The following is a 19,448-nucleotide window of genomic DNA, read 5'->3' as shown; positions in this document are numbered from 1 at the left end:
GCGGTCATCAGCGCAACAGGGCCGGTCGTTTCGCGTTGAACGTCCAGTTATCAATCAGAAACTGCATGCCCAACGCGTCGTTTCGGTTTTTATCAGGTAGCGAGTGGTAGAGTTCATGGGCAGCTTCGACCCGCGCCATGTCCAGGGTAATACCCAATCCTGGCCCCTCAGGCAGTTCCAGAAAGCCATCCCGAATCTGCGGCGCATGCTGCGTCAGCTGCTGACCATCCTGCCAGATCCAGTGGGTATCAAACGCAGTCAGTCTGTCGCCCGGTGCCGCGGCTCCCAGATGCGCCACCATTGCCAGTGATACATCAAAATGGTTGTTTGAGTGGCAGCCGGTTGTCAGGCCCCATTCATGGCACAACTGCGCCACGGTATGTGCATTACGCATCGTCCAGAAATGCGGGTCGGCCAGGGGGATGTCGATGGCATTAAGCTGTAAGGCATGCTGCAACTGTCGCCAGTCATTGGCGATCATATTGGTGGCGACCGGAATACCCGTGGCTCGCTTAAACTCCGCCAGCGTTTCCCTGCCGGAATAGCCCTGCTCCGCGCCGCAGGGATCTTCCAGATAGGGAATCCGGCCCGCCAGCTGTTTACCATAATAAATGGCCTCATCCAGCGACCAGCTGGCATTGGGATCAACCGTTACCCGTGCCTGAGGAAAACGTGTCAGCAGGGCGTTAACCGTCTCCACTTCCACTTCGGCATGATGAACGCCGCCCTTCAGTTTAAAATCCCGGAAGCCATAGCGATCGGCTGCCGCCTCCGCCAGCTGCACCACGCTATCCGCATCCATCGCTTTCTCATGACGCAGTTGCAGCCAGGCATCACCACCAGCGTGGCCCGCCTGATAGTCCATGCTGGTCAGGTTACGGTCGGCGATATAGAACAGATAGCCAAGTACCGGCACGCGATCGCGCTGCTTGCCGCTGGCAAGTAACTCGGCAACCGGCAGATTCAGGTGCTGGCCCAGCAGGTCAAGTAGCGCAGCTTCAATGGCTGCGGTGGCGTTGTAAAACTTCTCGGGATTCATCTGCGGAATATGAATGTCGTCGGTGTGCGCGGTCTGCTGGTGTCGTGCGTCGCTGGCAAACAGCGTCGCGACGGTGGCATTCAGCCGCAGCAGATCGCTGCCCTCAATCTGCGGACGAAAGCGCGCCAGCAGCGCCAGTGTTGAGGCGTGGCAGGGACTTTCGCCGACGCCGGTACGGCCAGCGGAATCGGTCAGGATCACCAGAATGCGGGTAAAATAGCAGTTGTGCGCGCCGCCAATGTTCAGCAGCATGCTGTCATATCCGGCGACAGGCACCACCCGCATTGTTTTAATGACTGGACTGTCTGACATTGTGATTCTCCATAGGATCAAGGGAAGGCGGGGAGGGCTTGCGGCGCAGCAGCAGCCACAGCCCGGTCAGCAGCGAGACGCTGGTCAGGGCATAGAGACCGCCGGTGGTGGAGCCTGTCTTCATCTCCAGATAGCCAAACACCGTCGGTGCGAAGAAGCCGCCAAGGTTGCCAACAGAGTTCACCAGCGCAATCCCAGGCGCAACAATTGAGGCAGGCAGTTCTCCCTGCGGCATCGGCCAGAAAAAGGTGGCGCTGACTTTCGAGCCGATACAGGCCACGATCATCGCCAGGAAGCCAAACCATGGAGAACCCAGCGTAGCCATAAAGGTGCCGCAGGCCGCGACCAGCATGGCGACGCCCAGCGCTTTATCGAGTTTGTCGCGGTGGCGGTCTGAAAAGCGACTCAGCAGGTTGATGGCAATAATGGCGCAAAGCCAGGGTACGGCGGTGAGAATGCCGATGCCAAAACTGCTGAAGCCCTGAATACGCTGAATAATCTGCGGCAGCCAGAACACCAGGGTATAGCCTGTCATGGTCATGGTGAAGAAGATCGCGCAGAAGAACAGCAGGCTGCGATTACGTAACAGCGACATTTTACCGGGCGCGCGGTTAAGCTCGTCACGCTGTGCCTCTTCACTATTCAGCTGCTGTATCAGGGCCTGTTTCTCCGCATCGCTCAGCCAGCGTGCGTCGCCGGGGCGTGACACCAGTACCCATGCGGCGAGAATACCGACCAGCACGGAAGCACCGCCTTCAAGAAACATCACCCATTTCCAGCCGGCAATGCCTGAAAAATCGTGCATCATCAGAATGGCGCCAGTGATTGGCCCGGAGAAGAGGAAGGCGCCCGCAGTTGCACTCAGCACCATCGCAGTGGCCCGGCCGCGCCAGGCATTCGGGACCCACTGACGGAAATAGAACAGTACGCCGGGAAAGAAACCTGCTTCAGCCACGCCGAGTAAAAAACGCAGCAGGTAAAACTGGATGGGTGAGGTGACGAAACCCGTCATGACCACCACCAGTCCCCAGGTAATCATAATGCGTGTCAGCCAGACGCGGGCGCCAAAGCGCTTCATCATCAGATTACTGGGAACTTCAAACAGCGCATAGCCGATAAAAAACAGGCCCGCACCCAGACCAAAGGCCGCCGCGCTGATCCCGGCATCGGTGCGCAGTTCCGCCTTGATGAAGCCAATATTGGCGCGATCGATCTGGTTAATGATCAGCATCACCACCAGCATGGGGATGATATGGGTGAAGAATTTTTTGATGGCGGAGGCGATCAGCTCATCTTGCTGCGGGGACAAGGCGCTATCCATCGGTCTTCCTCGTAAGAAACGTAAAGAAGAGCAAAGTGTAGGGCGCGCAAAAGGGCAGCTCTATGGGCATTCGCCCAGGACCCGATGGGCGTCCGGCCTGGGTGGCTGTGTTATCAATATGTTATTAGATATGGCTGGCGCAGCGGCTAAGCAAAAGTGTGGCAGCGATCAATGTCGGCATCCCCGCCTCCGCAAGGAGAAAAGCGGAGGACCGACAGCCACAACAGGCAGGTTTCAGCCGTTAACCTGACGGCGTCCGGCAATCTCTTCGGCTCGCAGCAGCAATTCCTGCAGATCGTCTTCATCAATATCCAGCAGTTCACCGCCCTGTAAAGCCTGATGCAGATCGGCGCGCGTCAGCGAGACCGGCATCGCGATCGGCTCCGGTTTAACCTCCTGCGGCGCCAGTGGGTGGGGATAGCGGCGACCGGCCAGATTATTAAACAGCAATGCAAGCAGCGCCAGTGTCAGTGAGTTAAGCATGATCGGCGTCAGGACAAACTGATAACCCAATTGATCCACGGAAGGTCCGCCCAGAATAGCGGTTAGCGCGACTGCGCCGCCGGGTGGATGCAGACAGCGCAGTTGAAACATCAACAGGATCGCCACGCAGGCCGCGACGCCGCAGGCAATCGCCGGATCGGGGATGAGCTGGCTGACGGTGACGCCCGCCAGCGCGGACAGGGTGTTGCCGCCGACGATGGCCCACGGCTGCGCCAGCGGACTGGCGGGCAGACCAAAGAGTAAAACGGCCGAAGCACCCACCGGGGCAACAAACCACAGATTCAGCTCCCCCAGCATCCAGTGACTCAGCAGACTGGTGAGTACCAGGCCAATGCCCGCACCCAGTCCGGCAATCACCACATGCTTTTTACTGACTGTCAGCGGATGTGGCCAGAATCGTGCCAGAAACAGGCGCAGCGGATGTCTCTCCGCAGAAGAACCTTTGATCATTACTTTACTCACCGTGTCATAACATTTTCTTATCGTCAGGGGCGGCGATTTTCCATCATCAACATCAATGTAACAACCCGACAAACTGTGGAGGTATTCAGACGAGCCAGAGCGTGCGGCGAAAAGGGGAATCGGACTGGAAAGAAGGTTACAGAGGGTTTAACCAGACAATAAAAAACCCGCCGCAGCGGGTTAGTCAGGCGAATCACTCGACTTTGTCGGGATACTCGCAGAGGTCTTCAATCAGGCATGAGCCGCAACGGGGCTTGCGCGCCACGCAGGTGTAACGGCCATGCAGAATCAGCCAGTGGTGGCAGTCAACTTTATAGGCAGCCGGAACCACCTTCAGCAGCTTCTGCTCCACCTCTTCCACATTCTTACCCGGCGCAAATTTTGTCCGGTTGCTGACGCGGAAGATGTGAGTATCAACGGCAATTGTCGGCCAGCCAAAGGCGGTATTCAGCACCACATTGGCCGTTTTACGGCCAACACCAGGCAGGGCTTCCAGCGCCGCACGATCTTCCGGCACTTCTCCGTTGTGCTGCTCAAGCAGAATGCGGCAGGTCTTAATCACATTTTCCGCTTTGCTGTTAAACAGGCCGATAGTCTTGATGTATTCCTTTACGCCATCCACACCCAGCGCCAGCATCGCGGCAGGCGTATTCGCCACCGGATAGAGCTTTGCGGTGGCTTTGTTGACGCTGACATCGGTCGCCTGCGCCGACAGCAGTACCGCAATCAGCAGCTCAAACGGCGAGCTGAAGTTCAGCTCGGTGGTGGGATGCGGATTGTTCTGCTGCAGGCGATGAAGAATCTCGGTGCGTTTAGTCTGGTTCACACCGGCTTCCCGACGGCGTTCTGAGGTGCCGCGTTTTCAGCAGCCTGAGCACGCAGAGCTGCCCGCTGTTTCATCTTCTGATCGATCAGGTATTTACCCGCCAGCATCATGCCCAGGCCGATAAACGCGCCCGGCGGCAGCATTGCCAGCAGCATCGGTGAATCGAAATGCACCACTTCGATACGCAGCGATTTCGCCCACGGGCCGAGCAGCTGATCGGCACCGTTAAACAGTGTGCCACTGCCGATAATTTCACGCAGCGAACCCAGCACCACCATGGCGCAGGTCGCGCCCATGCCGATGGCAAAGCCATCCAGCGCGGCAAGCGGGATGCTGCTTTTGGAGGCGACCGCTTCAGCGCGACCAACCACAATGCAGTTGGTGACAATGAGCGGGATAAAAATCCCCAGCGACTGATAGAGACCATAGGCGTAGGCGTTGATCAGCATCTGCACGCAGCTCACCACGGAGGCGATGATCATCACATAAATCGGGATACGAATTTCAGACGGCACCCAACGGCGCGAGGCCGAAATAAAACTGTTGGTCAGGGTCAGCACCAGCGTGGTGGCCAGCCCTAAACCCAGCGCATTCGTTGCCGTCGCCGTAACCGCCAGCAGTGGGCACAGGCCCAGTAACTGCACCAGTGCCGAGTTGTTTTTCCACAGTCCACCCACCAGCAGACTTTTAGCTTCACTCATTTGCGTCTCCACATGCCGGTAACGAAGAGAGTTTCTCCGGAAGCGTTTTCATCAACAGCGCGGTGCGTTTGGTCGCATTGACCACCGCGCGTGGGGTAATGGTGGCGCCGGTGAACTGATCGAAGTCGCCGCCATCTTTCTTAACCGCAAACGCTTTATCCGCCGGACCATGAACCACTTTGCCATTAAAGCTGTTGATCCAGTCAGAAATGCGTAATTCAATCTTATCGCCCAGACCAGGCGTCTCATGGTGTTCGATCACCCGCACGCCCAGTACTTTACCCTGGAAATCAGCACCGACCAGCATCTGTATCGCACCAGAGTAGCCGTCAGGCGCAGTTGTCTCCAGTGCGGCAGCGACCGGCTGGCCGCCTTTACGCGCCAGGAAGAGGTGGTGCGGGGCGCTATTCCCCAGTGCAGCATCTGTGACAACGTAACAATCCTGCTGAATATTGTTGTCATAAAGGTCTTCAGGCACCACCTGATCCAGCAAATTTTTCTGCTGCAGCAGGGTCTGATGCTCCACTGTCGGTTTAGTGACCGTATTGACTACTGCAGTAGCAGCCGTGGTAATTGCGGCGAAAATCGCCAGCGTCACACCATTTTTGCGAATCGTCTCCAGCATCGCTTAATCCTTCTGATGGCCGTAAACGCGCGGCTGGGTGTAGTAATCGATGAGCGGCACGCAGATGTTTGCCAGCAGCACAGCAAATGCCACGCCATCAGGATAGCCGCCAAAGCTGCGAATCAGCCAGACCAGCAATCCAATCAGCGCACCATAGATCAGGCGACCCCGATTGGTGGTGGAGGCGGTCACCGGGTCGGTAGCAATAAAGAACGCGCCCAGCATGGTGGCACCGGAGAACAGGTGAATCAGCGGGCTGTTGAGTGATTCTGGTGAGAAGAACCAGCCCAGCGTGGCGCAGAACGCCAGTGACAGCAGCATGGCTGCAGGGATATGCCAGCGAATCGCACTTTTCCACAGCAGGAACAGGCCGCCCACCAGATATCCGACATTGACCCACTGCCAGCCCAGGCCCGCCAGCACGCCGCTGTAGATCGGCTGGGCCAGCAAATGCTCTGCGCTGTGACCGGCGCGTAAACCGGTTTTAAAGGTATCAAGCGGCGTCGCCTGGCTGATGCCATCCACACCCATCTGCAACTGCTGCATGGTTTCGCCCGCCAGCGTATGGCCACTGAACACCATGCTAAGACTGTCCATCAGCCCCGGTTTGATCGCCTGAAGGGTGTCAGGCGGCAGCCAGCTGGTCATTTGCACCGGGAAGGAGATCAGCAGCACCACATAGCCGACCATCGCTGGATTAAACGGGTTCTGTCCCAGACCGCCATAAAGCTGTTTAGCAATGACCACAGCAAACAGCGTACCGATCACCACCAGCCACCAGGGCGCCAGCGGCGGCAGGCTGATACCAATCAGAACAGCGGTCAGTAACGCGGAGTTATCCGCCAGGGTGCTGCCAACGGGCGCTTTACGCAGCCGCAGAATGGCCGCCTCGGTCAGCCATGCGGTGAGCGTCGCAAGCAGGACCTGCAAAAAGGTGCCGTAACCAAAGAAATAACACTGTGCAGCAAAACCCGGCACTGCAGCCAGCACCACCAGCAGCATGATGTTGCCTGTGCTGCGGCGGTTATGGGTGTAAGGAGAACTTGCGATACGAAAAGCCATTTAATCCTCAAGCGTCTTAGACGACTGCGCTTTACGCGCTTTGGCACGGGCGATGGCGGCAGCAATAGCGGCCTTGCGCGCATCATCGGGTTGATTCAGTTCAGGTGCCTGTTCAGGTTCAGCATTCGCATTGTTTGCCTGCTCCTGCGCCTCTTCCGCTTTCTCCACCGCAAAATGCGCGGCAGTAGCGACTGCTGCGGCATCGCGTGAAGCCATCTCCGCGTCATTTTCAGCCTGCGCGGCTTTCTTCGCTTTGGCACGGGCAATCGCCGCCTGAATGGCAGCTTTGCGCGGGTCGGTTTCGGCAGCGGCGTCTGGCGCGGCTTCAGTAACGCTCGGGGTGTCAGCCGGAGCCGTGGCTTCAGCCTGTGCGGCTTTCTTCGCTTTGGCGCGGGCAATGGCGGCCTGCACCGCAGCTTTGCGCGGGTCAGTTTCGGCAGCGGCGTCTGGCGCGGCTTCAGACACGCTCACGGTGTCAGCCGGAGCCGCCGCATCCGCGCCTTCAGCCTGTGCGGCTTTCTTCGCTTTGGCGCGGGCAATCGCGGCCTGTACCGCAGCTTTGCGCGGGTCGGTTTCGGCAGCGGCGTCTGGCGCGGCTTCAGAAACGCTCGCCGTGTCAGCCGGAGCCGCGGCTTCAGCCTGCGCGGCTTTCTTCGCTTTGGCGCGGGCAATCGCGGCCTGCACCGCAGCTTTGCGCGGGTCAGTTTCTGCAGGGGCGTCTGGCGCGGCTTCAGAAAAGCTCGCCGTGTCATCCGGAGCCGCGGCTTCAGCCTGCGCCGCTTTCTTCGCTTTGGCGCGGGCAATCGCGGCCTGCACCGCAGCTTTGCGCGGGTCGGTTTCAGCAGCGGCGTCTGGCGCGGCGTCAGAAACGTTCGCCGTGTCAGCCGGAGCCGCGGCTTCAGCCTGTGCAGCTTTCTTCGCCTTAGCGCGGGCTACCGCCGCTTCGACAGCGGCTTTGCGCGGATCGACGCTGGCTTCAGCCACGGTCTCCACCGCATCAACCGGTGACACTTTCTTCGCCTTAGCTCGGGCAATGGCCGCTTCAACCGCTGCTTTGCGCGGATCGACAGTCTGACGCGTTACCGGTTGGGTTTCCGCCTGAGCCTCGGCCTGACGCAGACGCGCCTGCGCATGACGGGCTTCACGTTGCGCTTCAAGCGTCGCTTCATCCGGTTCAGCGGCCTGGCGGGCTTTCACCCGCGCTTTCGCAGCCGCCAGCTCACTGGTATCGGTACGGGCTACACGCTGTTTTGCCTCCTCATGACGCGCTTCACGGGCCTGTTTCTCGCGCTCCAGCCTTGCCTGACGGGCTTCGAAGCGAGCTTTGGCTTCCAGCGTGCGTTTCGCTTCCAGATCGATGGCGCGCAGCTCCGCTTTTTCCTGGCGATAATATTGCACCAGCGGAATATTGCTCGGGCAGACATAGGCGCAGGCGCCACATTCAATACAGTCATCAATGTGGTGTGAGCGCGCTTTATCGTGATCGCCGCCCTGGCTGAACCAGTAAAGCTGCTGAGGCAGCAGCTTAGCCGGACAGGCATCGGCACAGGCGGAACAGCGAATGCAGGACTGCTCTTCATCGTTGTTACCCATCTCACTGGGAGAGGGGGCGAGAATACAGTTGGTGATCTTCACCACCGGCACATCCAGCGACGGCAGGGTAAAGCCCATCAGCGGGCCGCCCATGATCACCATCTGACGCGGTGCTGGTGTAAAACCGACATGGTGCAAGAGATGGCTGATTGGGGTGCCGAGACGACTCCAGACGTTACGCGGCTGGGCAATTGACTCGCCAGTCAGCGTCACGACACGTTCGGTAATCGGCTCACCATTAATTATGGCGCGTTTAACCGCCCAGGCGGTGCCAACGTTTTGCATCAGCACACCGATATCGGTGGAACGTCCGCCGTGTGGCACTTCCATGCCGGTCAGAATACGGGTCAGCTGCTTTGCGCCGCCAGAAGGGTATTTAGTCGGGATGACGCGAATGTGCAGATCGCGTTCGTTACCCAATGCCTGTTTCAGCGCGGCAATCGCCTCTGGTTTATTATCTTCAATACCAATCAAAACCCGCTCAGCCTGCAACACCCATGCGAGAATGCGACTGCCTTCCAGCACTTCAGCGGCGTAATCCTGCATCAGACGATCGTCCGCGGTGATGTAGGGCTCGCACTCGGCCGCATTAATAATCAGGGTTTTCACCCCGCGCAGGCCGCCTTTGAGTTTGGTGGCGGTAGGGAAGCCCGCGCCACCCAGGCCCGCAACGCCGGCGTCGTGAATACGTTGCACAATGTCGGCGCGCGGATGCTGACGGTAGTCAGGCAGAGGATCAAGCGGTATCCAGCGGTCGTCGCCGTCGGGCGTCAGAAAAATACACAGTTCTGACAAACCCGAAGGATGCGCGGTCATATGCTGACCAATATCATCAATGACACCAGAAGTGGGTGCATGGACCGGCAGCATACGGCCCGTGCCAAACGTCAGGGGCTGACCGCGCAACACCTTGTCGCCAGGCGCAACGCAGATCTCACCTTCATGTCCGATATGCTGTTTCAGCGGGATAATAAAACGGTGTGGCAACGGCAGTTCGCTGAGCGGCGTACCGTTAGACTGGGTTTTCATTTCCGGCGGATGAATACCGCCCTGAAAATCCCAGACCTTCTCTTTTTTCAGGAAGTTAAACAGATTAAGCATGAGTATCTACCGGAATCACCCGTACAGGAATGGTATTCAAATCCCACTTCCAGTTAGCTGGTGTGGTGGCAACCGGACGCATTTCAATACAGTCTGTCGGGCAGGGTGCGACGCAGAGATCGCAGCCGGTACAGACATCGCTCAGCACGGTGTGCATGGCGCGGGTTGCCCCGACAATCGCATCCACCGGACAGGCCTGAATACATTTGGTGCAGCCAATACAGTTGGCTTCGTCAATGAACGCCACCGTGCGCACCGGCTCTTTCGCCGATTCATCGCCATCAATCGGCTGCGGATCAACGTTAAGCAGCGCAGCCAGTTTGAGCATGGTCTGCTCGCCGCCTGGCGCGCATTTATTGATCGCTTCGCCGTTGTTGCCGACCGCATCCGCATAGGGACGGCAGCCTGGATAGCCACACTGACCACACTGGCTCTGCGGCAGAATGGCATCAATCTGCTCAACGATAGGATCTTCTTCGACTTCAAAGCGGCGCGAGGCGTAACCCAGCAGCGCGCCGAACACCAGGCTCAGCGCACTTAATACGGCAACAGCAATCCAGATCGCGGTCATCAGAATTTCACCAGACCGCTGAAGCCCATAAATGCCAGCGCCATCAGGCCCGCAGTGATCAGGGCGATGGAGTTGCCTTTGAACGGGGCCGGAACATTCGCCAGCACCAGGCGCTCACGCATACCGGCGAACAGGACCATCACCAGCGAAAAGCCGATGGAAGCACTGAAACCATACAGCGCAGCCTGCATAAAGGTGTGGTTGAGGTTAACACTCAGCAGCGGCACGCCCAGCACCGCACAGTTGGTGGTAATTAGCGGCAGAAAAATACCCAGCAGGCGATAGAGCGACGGGCTGGTCTTACGTACTACCATCTCGGTGAACTGCACGACAACAGCGATCACCAGGATATACGCCATGGTGCGCAGATAGACCAGATCCAGCGGCAGCAGGATCAGATGATTGACCAGCCAGGCGCAGATCGACGCCAGCGTGATGACGAATGTCGTGGCGAGGCCCATGCCAATTGCCGTTTCCAGTTTTTTGGAAACGCCCATAAAAGGACAGAGGCCGAGAAACTTCACTAATACGAAGTTATTCACCAGCACGGTGCCAACAAAGAGAAGCAGATAATCGGTCATTTTTTCGCCTGGGAGCCAGAAAGCGGCTTATTATCATTGATAGCGCGACGTATCTCAACACCCGCGCCACCCGCAAGGCGGCAGACCGCACTCAGAATTAAATTCCTGACACAACTCACCGCGTTACGGCGCGATAAAGGTCTTTTTTACCCGTTCTGAGCGTTTGAGATAGGGCACAAACACCGCCGCGGCCAGCAGCGACAGTAGTAATGTCTGAAGGGCTCGGCTATCAGCGACGGGTGTGAAAGCAAAGGTTTTCAGCGCCAGTAGCACGGTAATCAGCAGCCAGAGCAGATAATGGCGCGGCAGGCGTCGGGAGCGCTTCAGGAACAGCCAGCTGATCCAAAGACTATAGGCCCAGACCGCCACGGCGGTAAGCAGGGAAATGGCCCAGTATGAGAAGAGGGTGCTGCCGTGAGAAAACAGCGCCACACGCCACGCCGGATTAAACAGGGGAGTCAGATACATCGCCAGCACCAGAACGGTGGTTAACAGGGTCATTATCAGCCAGGCCAGAGGCAGCAAAAGCCAGCCACCAATGCGCGGCGCAGCAACCTGTTCATTCATCGTAGTTATTCCTGTCTCGGAGAGTCAAAGCGCAGCAGAATAACATGTCCAGAGAGGCACGCCCATCCGGACAACGTCAGCAGTAAACGAAGCGATAAATCAGTGAGAAATCAGACCACGTAGCGCCACACCGTTTTTGGTACGCAGCCCAGATCATATAACCGTCCGCCAGAGACCAGTTCAGCGCGTCGATGGTCGGCAGCCCGGTACATATTGATAATTTCCAGATCATTGGTCAGGGAGTAATTAAGATGATCGAAAAGCTTTTCCAGACTGTCTGAATTATTTACTTTGCGGAATTTAAGCAGGTAATCGTGCGCAGTCATCATTGCCATAATAGATAGAAGTAACAAAGGAGTGCTCAGTATAGGGGGCGGGCTTGGTCTGTCCAGATCATGCAGGTGAAAAAAGCCGAAAATCAGACAAAATCACCTTATTAGTCACTAAAAGTCCATATTCCTCGTTCTGATTATGCACGATGTTGGTAACTCAGCGCCTTAGTTTACTACGTCAGCCTGACTGGTTCGGGTTACTGCGGCAATTAAACGTTAAAAATAAGCAGCACAATATTATTTTTTATTCCATTTGACCCTGACAGCACATGAATACCTTATTTATTACACTTTAACCGCAGGAAATTTAACCGTTAAATAACGAATGCCATAGAAACGTTTCGCGCCTGATTCGTCTTCACCATCGATTGTGCGGACAATCACAAATCCCATTTTTTGTTCACCGCAAACCGGATAACCCGTTTTGTACGCCTGCCTGTAATCGTTTCCAGTGGCATTAAACATAAGCGATTCTGTTTATTACATTTATTTAACCGGCATTGTAATTTTACTCAGCGATTTTATCCATAACACCCCTGTTGGAAAACTGCTCGCTCTGCACGTAACTCCTTTAAATTGCTCTGTTTTGTGAAGTGTGTCGCCATTATGCACGCTTTTTTAGTCCAGTCTAAGCAGGCTCTCTACCCTAAACAGCAAACGCCTTTCAGAGGATTAAAAACTATGTGGAAACGTTTACTTCTGACCACGCTGGTCAGCGCCGCGTTAACCGGCCCGGTACTCGCTGCTGATATGACGGTCGGCTTCTCGCAGGTCGGTTCAGAATCTGGCTGGCGCTCAGCGGAAACTAACGTAGCGAAAAGCGAAGCCAAAAAACGCGGAATCACCCTGAAAATCGCCGACGGACAGCAGAAACAAGAGAATCAGATCAAAGCCGTGCGTTCGTTCATTGCTCAGGGCGTTGATGCCATCTTTATCGCGCCTGTGGTACAGACCGGCTGGGAGCCGGTACTGGAAGAAGCCAAAGATGCCAAAATACCGGTTTACCTGCTGGATCGCGCCATCGTGGTGAAAGACAAATCGCTCTATCAGGCGGTGGTGACAGCTGACAACGTGCTGGAAGGCAAGCTGATTGGCGACTGGCTGGTAAAAACCGTAGGCGACAAAAAATGTAACGTGGTCGAACTGCAGGGCACGGTCGGTGCCAGCGTGGCAATCGACCGCAAGAAAGGCTTTGCCGAGGCAATCAGCAACCACCCTAACATTAAAGTGATCCGTTCTCAGTCCGGTGACTTTACCCGCAGTAAAGGTAAAGAGGTGATGGAGAGCTTTATCAAGGCGGAAAACAACGGCAAAAACATCTGCATGGTTTACGCGCATAACGATGACATGGCGATCGGTGCCATTCAGGCCATTAAGGAAGCCGGTCTGAAACCGGGCAAAGATATTCTGACTGGCTCAATTGATGGCGTACCGGATATCTACAAAGCGATGCTGGCGGGTGAGGCTAACGCCAACGTGGAACTGACGCCAAATATGGCGGGTCCGGCGTTTGATGCGCTGGAAAAATTCAAAAAAGATGGCACGCTGCCGCCAAAAGTGATCAAGACCGAATCGAAGCTGTTCCTGCCTGCTGATGCACAGGCGGAGCTGGATAAGAAAAACGGTATGGGTTACTGATTCACCGACCCGTCAAAGACCAGCCGCAGACCGCCCTCCGGGGCGGTTTTTCATGACGTAAGGCGGAGTGAGCAGAATGACCACGCAAAATGAAACACCGCTGCTATCCATCAGCGGCATTAGCAAAGGTTTTCCCGGCGTCAAAGCGCTTAATAATGTTTCCTTTGATATACGCAAAGGGGAGATCATGGCGCTGCTGGGCGAGAACGGTGCCGGTAAATCCACGCTGATTAAAGTGCTGACCGGTGTTTACAGCCGCGACGCCGGCACCATTACCCTGAACGGCGAGCCGATTACACCGCACAATACGGCGCAGGCGCAGGAGATGGGTATCGGCACCGTTTATCAGGAAGTGAATATGCTGCCGAACATGTCGGTGGCAGATAACCTCTATATAGGGCGTGAGCCGCGTCGTTTTGGCATGATTGACCGTCGCCGCATGGTGCGTGATGCCGATGCGCTGATGCGGAATTACGGTTTTTCCCTTGATGTCACGCGTCCGCTGGGCCACTACTCGGTGGCAATGCAGCAGATTATTGCCATCTGTCGCGCGGTCGACCTTTCTGCTCAGGTGTTGATCCTCGACGAGCCAACAGCCAGTCTGGATGCCAGTGAAGTCGAGATGCTGTTTACCCTGATGGCGCAGTTAAAAGCCAAAGGGATGAGCCTGATTTTTGTGACCCATTTTCTTGACCAGGTGTACCGAATTACTGACCGGATTACCGTGCTGCGTAACGGGCAATTTATCGCGACTCGTGAGACCGCCACGCTGCCACAGATTGAACTGATTAAGCTGATGTTAGGACGTGAACTGCTTGAGACGGCGTTACAGCGTCAGGGCAGCACGCTGCGCAGCAATCAGCCGGTGGTGTCATTTGAAGATTACGGCAGAAAGGGCACCATTGAGCCTTTTAACCTGGCCGTGCGTCCCGGTGAGGTGGTGGGACTGGCGGGTCTGCTGGGCTCAGGCCGCACCGAAACCGCAGAAGTGTTGTTTGGTATTCGTCGCGCCGATCGTGGAACCGCGACGATCAAAGGTAAAGTGCAGCGTATTACCAACCCGGCGAAAGCCTCACAGCTTGGCATGGGGTTTTGCCCGGAAGATCGTAAGACAGACGGGATTATTGGCGCGGCCTCCGTGCGCGAAAATATTATTCTGGCATTGCAGGCGCAGCGCGGCTGGTTACGGCCCATTAAAAAACGCGAGCAGCAGGCGATTGCCGATCGTTTCATCAAAAGTCTGGGCATTCGCACGCCGCACGCTGAGCAGCCGGTAGAGCTGTTATCGGGTGGCAATCAGCAGAAGGTGTTGCTGTCGCGTTGGCTGGTGACCAAACCGCAGTTTTTGATCCTCGACGAGCCGACGCGCGGTATTGATGTGGGTGCGCACGCCGAGATTATCCGTTTAATCGAATCCCTTTGCGCCGATGGTCTGGCGCTGCTGGTGATCTCCTCTGAACTCGAAGAGCTGGTCGGTTATGCCGATCGGGTGCTGATCATGCGCGATCTGAAGCAGGTGGCAGAAATTCCGCTGGAGCAGCTTTCGGTGGCGTCGATCGTGAATGCTATCGCGGACGGAGGGGCAAAACATGCTTGAGTCACCTATGACATCTGAAAAAACGCCACGTCGTAAGCTGAAACTCCCGCCGGGGATGCCGCAAATCGCCGCGCTGCTGTTGGTGCTGTTAATCGACAGTCTGGTGGCCAATAACTTTTTTGCAGTGCATCTGCAGGATGGCCGTCTGTTCGGCAGTCCGATCGATATTCTTAACCGTGCGGCACCGGTTGCCCTGCTGGCGATAGGGATGACGCTGGTGATCGCGACTGGCGGCATCGATCTTTCCGTAGGGGCGGTGATAGCGATAGCGGGCGCAACGGCCGCCACACTGACCGTCGCCGGGCACGGTGTGCCGTTTATTATTCTCTGCACGCTGGCAACCGGTTTAGCCTGTGGTTTGTGGAACGGGGTGCTGGTGGCGCTGCTGCGTATTCAGCCATTTGTTGCGACGCTGATTCTGATGGTTGCCGGGCGCGGTATTGCTCAGCTGATTACCCAGGGGCAGATTGTGACGTTCGACAGTGACAGTCTTGGCTGGTTTGGTAACGGCTCGCTGTGGATGTTGCCGGTGCCGGTCTGGATCACGCTGGTGGTCGCGCTGGCCGTCTGGCTGCTGACGCGCAAAACCGCGCTGGGTCTGTTTATCGAAGCGGTGGGGATTAACCTGCGCGCTGCCCGCAATGCGGGTGTGACGGGCTGGCTGGTGGTGATGTCCACCTACGCGATCAGTGGCGTCTGTGCGGCAGTGGCCGGGCTCATCGTCGCGGCGGATATTCGCGGTGCAGATGCCAATAACGCCGGTTTGTGGCTGGAGCTGGACGCGATTCTCGCCGTGGTGATAGGCGGTGCATCCCTGATGGGTGGCCGTTTTAATCTGGTGCTGTCGCTGATTGGTGCGCTGATTATTCAGTCGATGAATACCGGGATTCTGCTCTCCGGCTTCCCGCCTGAGCTGAATCAGGTGGTGAAAGCGGTGGTGGTGATGTGCGTGTTGTTACTGCAGTCACCGCGATTTATTGCGATGTTAAAACGGAGGCGTCCGACATGATTAAACGTCATCTTCCGCTGATGATTACCTTGCTGGTGTTTGTGGCGGGTTATCTGTTTTGTCTGAGTCAGTTTCCGGGCTTTGCTTCTACCCGGGTAATTTGCAATATCCTGACCGATAACGCGTTCCTTGGCATTATCGCCGTCGGCATGACTTTTGTGATTTTATCTGGCGGTATCGATCTGTCGGTCGGCGCAGTGATTGCTTTTACCGGTGTGTTTCTGGCGCGGGCAATTGGTGATTTCCATGTCGATCCGCTGCTGGCCTTTGCGTTGATTCTGTCAATGGGCGCGCTGTTTGGTGCCATGATGGGCTGGCTGATCGATGCGCTTAAGATCCCGGCGTTTATTATTACGCTGGCAGGAATGTTTTTCCTGCGTGGCTGTTCTTATCTGGTGTCTGAGAACTCGATTCCTATCGATCATCCGCTTTATACCATGCTTTCCAGTCTGGCGTGGAAAGTGCCGGGTGGTGGGCGTCTGAGCCTGCTGGCCGTGATTATGCTGGTGGTGGTGATTGGCGGGATTATTCTGGCGCACCGCACGCGCTTTGGTAATCGGGTTTATGCTATTGGCGGGAATCTGACCTCCGCACAGCTGATGGGTGTTTCAACCCGTGCGACCACCATTAAGATTTATATGCTTTCCACCACGCTGGCGACGCTGGCTGGCATCGTGTTCTCGATCTATACCTCGGCAGGTTATGCGCTGGCCGGGTTGGGTGTGGAGCTGGATGCGATTGCATCGGTGGTGATTGGCGGCACGTTGTTGTCGGGTGGTGTCGGTACGGTGCTGGGTACGCTGTTTGGTGTGTTGATTCAGGGGCTGATTCAGACGTGGATTAATTTTGACGGCACGCTGAGTTCGTGGTGGACCAAGATCGCCATCGGGATTCTGCTGTTTGCGTTTATCGCGCTGCAGCGGTTACTGACGGTGATCTGGGATCGTCAGCAGAACGCACCGGTTAAACGCATCCCAACCTGAGTATTGCATATCCCGGTTAATGGCGGCTCTCAGGAGCCGCCTTTTACGGCGCCAGATGCAGGACCATCACCGTGACTTCTTCTCCCGCTATGTGCCGCTGTTCCACCGCCTGCCATCCTGAACGCTGATAGTACGCCTGCTGATCGGGAGTATAGAGCCAGAGTTCACTAATTCGCTTTTGTCTGGCCCGCGCAATTACCTGCTGGATCAACGCGTTTGCTACGCCCTGACCGCGAAATTTTTTGTCCGTCACCACTTCACCCATCCAGTATTCTCTTGCCGGGATGTCGTCCAGTTCATAGCGGATGACGCTACAGGTCGCGATGACCGTTTCGCCATCCGGCGTAGCAACAAGGGTAAATTCCGCCGAGCCTGTCTGATTCCTTTGGTGTAAACGCGCAAGGATGGTGGGTTGATGTGACCAGGCTGGATGATGTGACCATTCAGTGTGCAGCAGTTTTGCTGTTTGTCTGGCGTAGTCGGGATGTTGGTTCAGATCGACAACTTGCATGGCGCTGGCACCTTGTTTTATCAGGTATGTAGCAATACAGGCTGGTGGGAGAAAGTGCAAGATGATGAAAGAGTTGAGTTTTAGCAAAGAGACCGGTGCTCTTATGTATTACCGGGAAAACAATCGCTATGGGATTCAGGTGTAAGGTCAGGAAAGGTAGGCCTGATCGCAAAGGATTCCCGCATCCCTGCGGATCGGCCGCGCCATCCCTGGCGCGGACGCTTTGCTCTTCAGGCATACCATTCCTTCCCGGTTGGGCTTGATCATTGCTGTAATGGACAGTGCGAGATTGAAAGAATGGAGTGCACAGTTGCAGCGAAATGGGACTTTCGCAGTAAGGGCTTTTATTACATGCTGAGCTTTTGAATATTCGCAAAAATGCAAAATTAAGGAGGGGATGGCGGGCAGTGGAGTAAAGCGTCCGCCGCAGGGACGCGGCGGCCGAGCCTACAGGGATGTATTTACGGCGACTTTACGGAACGCCCGCCATTCCCGACTGAATAGCACGAACCTGCAAACAAACGGCGCTTTATCGATCCTGAATTGATTTCTTTTCAGAACCCCTAAAGCGCCGTTTAATCACTTATTAACGTTTCAGACGGTAGTACGCTTCGTTCCAGCGCAGCGCGTCTTTAAACGCAGGCAAGGTGGTGTGCTCATCAATCACCAGCACTTCAATATCGTTCATCTCACCGTACAGATACATATCCTCCAGCGTCAGCGCCTGGCTGAACACCGTATGGTGTGCACCGCCGCCCAGAATCCATGCTTCAGAGGCGGTCGCCAGTGATGGCTGCGCTTTCCACAGTGCGCGCGCAACCGGCAACTTCGGCAGCGGTTTCGGCTGTTCGATAGCATCCACCACGTTAACCAGCAGACGGAAACGGTCGCCCATATCGATCACGCTGGCGTTAACCGCACGGCCCGCTGGGGTGGAGAAAATCATACGCGCCGGATCGGCTTTATCACCAATGCCCAGGAACTGCACATCGATCAATGGTTTCTCTTCAATGGCAATTGACGGGCAGACTTCCAGCATGTGCGAGCCAAGCACTAAATCGTTGCCTGGTGAGAAGTGATAGGTGTAATCCTCCATAAAGGAGGTGCCACCTTTGCGGTCACCGGCCAGCACTTTGAAGATGCGCAGCAGGGCAGCGGTTTTCCAGTCGCCTTCGCCGGCGAAGCCATAACCCTGACCCATCAGACGCTGAACCGCCAGACCGGGCAACTGCGTCATGCCGTGCAGCGTCTGGAAGTTAGTAGTAAAGGCGTGGCAGCCTTCTGCTTCCAGAAAACGCTTCAGACCGAGTTCGATGCGTGCAGCATCCAGCACGTTCTGACGTTTCTCACCGCCAGATGCGGCGACATCGGTAAAGCGATAAAGACTTTCATATTCGTCGATCAGCGCATTCACGTCGCCATCGCTGACGCCATTGATCACCTCAACCAGATCGCCAACGCCCCAGCCATTCACTGAATAGCCGAACTGAATCTGCGCGGCGACTTTATCGCCTTCGGTTACGGCCACTTCACGCATGTTGTCGCCAAAGCGAGCGACTTTCAGCTGCTGGCTGGCCTGTTTAGCCAGTGCTGCACGCATCCAGTTGCCCAGGCGCTGCTGGCTGGCGCTGTCTTTCCAGTGACCTGTCACCACGCTGTGCTGCAGACCCATGCGCGCGCCGATGAAACCGAACTCACGGCCGCCATGTGCGGTCTGGTTCAGGTTCATAAAGTCCATGTCCATGCTGTCCCACGGGATCTCGGCATTGAACTGGGTATGGAATTGCAGCAGCGGCTTATTCAGTACGCTCAGGCCGCCGATCCACATTTTGGCCGGGGAGAAAGTGTGCAGCCAGGTAATGATCCCAACGCACTGCTTGTCATAATTAGCATCGCGACACAGGGCCAGCGCTTCATCCGGTGACTTCACCAGCGGTTTCAGCTCCAGACGCAGTGGTAAACCGGCCTGATTTAAACCCTCCACGACCTGACGTGCATTCTGTTCAACCTGGCGTAACGTTTCCGCCCCATAGAGATGCTGCGTGCCGATAACAAACCACACGCTGTAATTGTTTGACTGTTCCATAAAACCACTCCTTCACTTAGCGCCTAC

At 56.2% G+C, this 19,448-nt stretch carries 19 protein-coding genes; 4 read left to right on the top strand and 15 right to left on the bottom strand.

What is annotated here, in order from left to right:
• Window positions 1–7: 7 nt before the first annotated feature.
• From LQK91_RS05730 to LQK91_RS05670, 13 genes are all read right to left on the bottom strand, one after another.
• Window positions 8–1,351, bottom strand: a complete 1,344-nt coding sequence (locus LQK91_RS05730) for an enolase C-terminal domain-like protein (RefSeq protein ID WP_105099212.1) — start codon at window positions 1,349–1,351, stop codon at window positions 8–10.
• Window positions 1,329–2,672 carry an MFS transporter gene (locus tag LQK91_RS05725; protein ID WP_003848999.1) on the bottom strand — a complete coding sequence of 448 codons (1,344 nt, stop codon included), beginning with the start codon at window positions 2,670–2,672 and terminating at the stop codon, window positions 1,329–1,331. Before LQK91_RS05725 ends, LQK91_RS05730 begins: the two co-directional genes overlap by 23 nt.
• Window positions 2,673–2,906: 234 nt before the next feature.
• Window positions 2,907–3,626: an HPP family protein gene (locus LQK91_RS05720; protein ID WP_008926223.1), complete on the bottom strand. Its 720-nt coding sequence runs from the start codon at window positions 3,624–3,626 to the stop codon at window positions 2,907–2,909.
• A gap of 205 nt (window positions 3,627–3,831) precedes the next feature.
• Entirely contained in the window at window positions 3,832–4,464 is a 633-nt protein-coding gene (gene nth / locus LQK91_RS05715) for an endonuclease III (RefSeq protein ID WP_003849001.1), read from the bottom strand.
• Entirely contained in the window at window positions 4,461–5,165 is a 705-nt protein-coding gene (locus tag LQK91_RS05710) for an electron transport complex subunit E (RefSeq protein WP_003849003.1), read from the bottom strand. The genes nth and LQK91_RS05710 overlap by 4 nt, the downstream gene beginning before the upstream one ends.
• Window positions 5,158–5,790, bottom strand: a complete 633-nt coding sequence (gene rsxG, locus LQK91_RS05705; protein WP_003849005.1) for an electron transport complex subunit RsxG — start codon at window positions 5,788–5,790, stop codon at window positions 5,158–5,160. The genes LQK91_RS05710 and rsxG overlap by 8 nt, the downstream gene beginning before the upstream one ends.
• A 3-nt stretch (window positions 5,791–5,793) precedes the next feature.
• Entirely contained in the window at window positions 5,794–6,852 is a 1,059-nt protein-coding gene (gene rsxD, locus LQK91_RS05700; RefSeq protein ID WP_039660307.1) for an electron transport complex subunit RsxD, read from the bottom strand.
• Window positions 6,853–9,546, bottom strand: a complete 2,694-nt coding sequence (gene rsxC / locus LQK91_RS05695) for an electron transport complex subunit RsxC (RefSeq protein ID WP_105099211.1) — start codon at window positions 9,544–9,546, stop codon at window positions 6,853–6,855.
• Window positions 9,539–10,117 carry an electron transport complex subunit RsxB gene (gene rsxB, locus LQK91_RS05690; protein WP_008926226.1) on the bottom strand — a complete coding sequence of 193 codons (579 nt, stop codon included), beginning with the start codon at window positions 10,115–10,117 and terminating at the stop codon, window positions 9,539–9,541. The genes rsxC and rsxB overlap by 8 nt, the downstream gene beginning before the upstream one ends.
• On the bottom strand, window positions 10,117–10,698 hold the full coding sequence (gene rsxA, locus LQK91_RS05685) for an electron transport complex subunit RsxA (protein WP_003853423.1): 582 nt from the start codon (window positions 10,696–10,698) through the stop codon (window positions 10,117–10,119). Before rsxA ends, rsxB begins: the two co-directional genes overlap by 1 nt.
• 123 nt (window positions 10,699–10,821) lie before the next feature.
• The gene (locus tag LQK91_RS05680; RefSeq protein WP_105099210.1) at window positions 10,822–11,265 is read right to left on the bottom strand and encodes a DUF2569 domain-containing protein; all 444 of its coding nucleotides are present in this window, start codon (window positions 11,263–11,265) and stop codon (window positions 10,822–10,824) included.
• Between the two features lie 110 nt (window positions 11,266–11,375).
• On the bottom strand, window positions 11,376–11,591 hold the full coding sequence (ydgT, locus tag LQK91_RS05675) for a transcription modulator YdgT (RefSeq protein WP_003853427.1): 216 nt from the start codon (window positions 11,589–11,591) through the stop codon (window positions 11,376–11,378).
• 291 nt (window positions 11,592–11,882) lie between these two features.
• Complete coding sequence (locus LQK91_RS05670) at window positions 11,883–12,062, bottom strand: hypothetical protein (protein WP_003853428.1); 180 nt, start codon at window positions 12,060–12,062, stop codon at window positions 11,883–11,885.
• 216 nt (window positions 12,063–12,278) lie between these two features.
• On the opposite strand from LQK91_RS05670, the gene ytfQ reads away from it, so the two are divergent.
• From ytfQ to yjfF, 4 genes are all read left to right on the top strand, one after another.
• Window positions 12,279–13,235 carry a galactofuranose ABC transporter, galactofuranose-binding protein YtfQ gene (ytfQ, locus tag LQK91_RS05665; RefSeq protein WP_008926228.1) on the top strand — a complete coding sequence of 319 codons (957 nt, stop codon included), beginning with the start codon at window positions 12,279–12,281 and terminating at the stop codon, window positions 13,233–13,235.
• Between the two features lie 76 nt (window positions 13,236–13,311).
• Window positions 13,312–14,832, top strand: a complete 1,521-nt coding sequence (locus LQK91_RS05660; RefSeq protein WP_078804369.1) for a sugar ABC transporter ATP-binding protein — start codon at window positions 13,312–13,314, stop codon at window positions 14,830–14,832.
• Window positions 14,825–15,841: a galactofuranose ABC transporter, ATP-binding protein YtfT gene (gene ytfT, locus LQK91_RS05655; RefSeq protein WP_105099209.1), complete on the top strand. Its 1,017-nt coding sequence runs from the start codon at window positions 14,825–14,827 to the stop codon at window positions 15,839–15,841. Before LQK91_RS05660 ends, ytfT begins: the two co-directional genes overlap by 8 nt.
• Window positions 15,838–16,824, top strand: coding sequence for a galactofuranose ABC transporter, permease protein YjfF (gene yjfF, locus LQK91_RS05650; RefSeq protein ID WP_003853433.1), 987 nt, complete (start codon window positions 15,838–15,840; stop codon window positions 16,822–16,824). Before ytfT ends, yjfF begins: the two co-directional genes overlap by 4 nt.
• Before the next feature lie 43 nt (window positions 16,825–16,867).
• On the opposite strand, the gene LQK91_RS05645 is transcribed toward yjfF, so the two are convergent.
• Together LQK91_RS05645 and araA are read right to left on the bottom strand one after the other, a co-directional pair.
• Complete coding sequence (locus LQK91_RS05645; RefSeq protein ID WP_105099208.1) at window positions 16,868–17,335, bottom strand: GNAT family N-acetyltransferase; 468 nt, start codon at window positions 17,333–17,335, stop codon at window positions 16,868–16,870.
• Between the two features lie 586 nt (window positions 17,336–17,921).
• Entirely contained in the window at window positions 17,922–19,421 is a 1,500-nt protein-coding gene (araA, locus tag LQK91_RS05640; RefSeq protein ID WP_039660298.1) for an L-arabinose isomerase, read from the bottom strand.
• Window positions 19,422–19,448: the final 27 nt, after the last annotated feature.

It is taken from the genome of Pantoea sp. MHSD4 (assembly GCF_021043305.1).
Classification (GTDB): domain Bacteria; phylum Pseudomonadota; class Gammaproteobacteria; order Enterobacterales; family Enterobacteriaceae; genus Pantoea; species Pantoea eucalypti.
The sequence above is the reverse complement of the archived record's forward strand: the minus strand, read 5'-3'. Positions and strand labels throughout refer to the sequence as shown.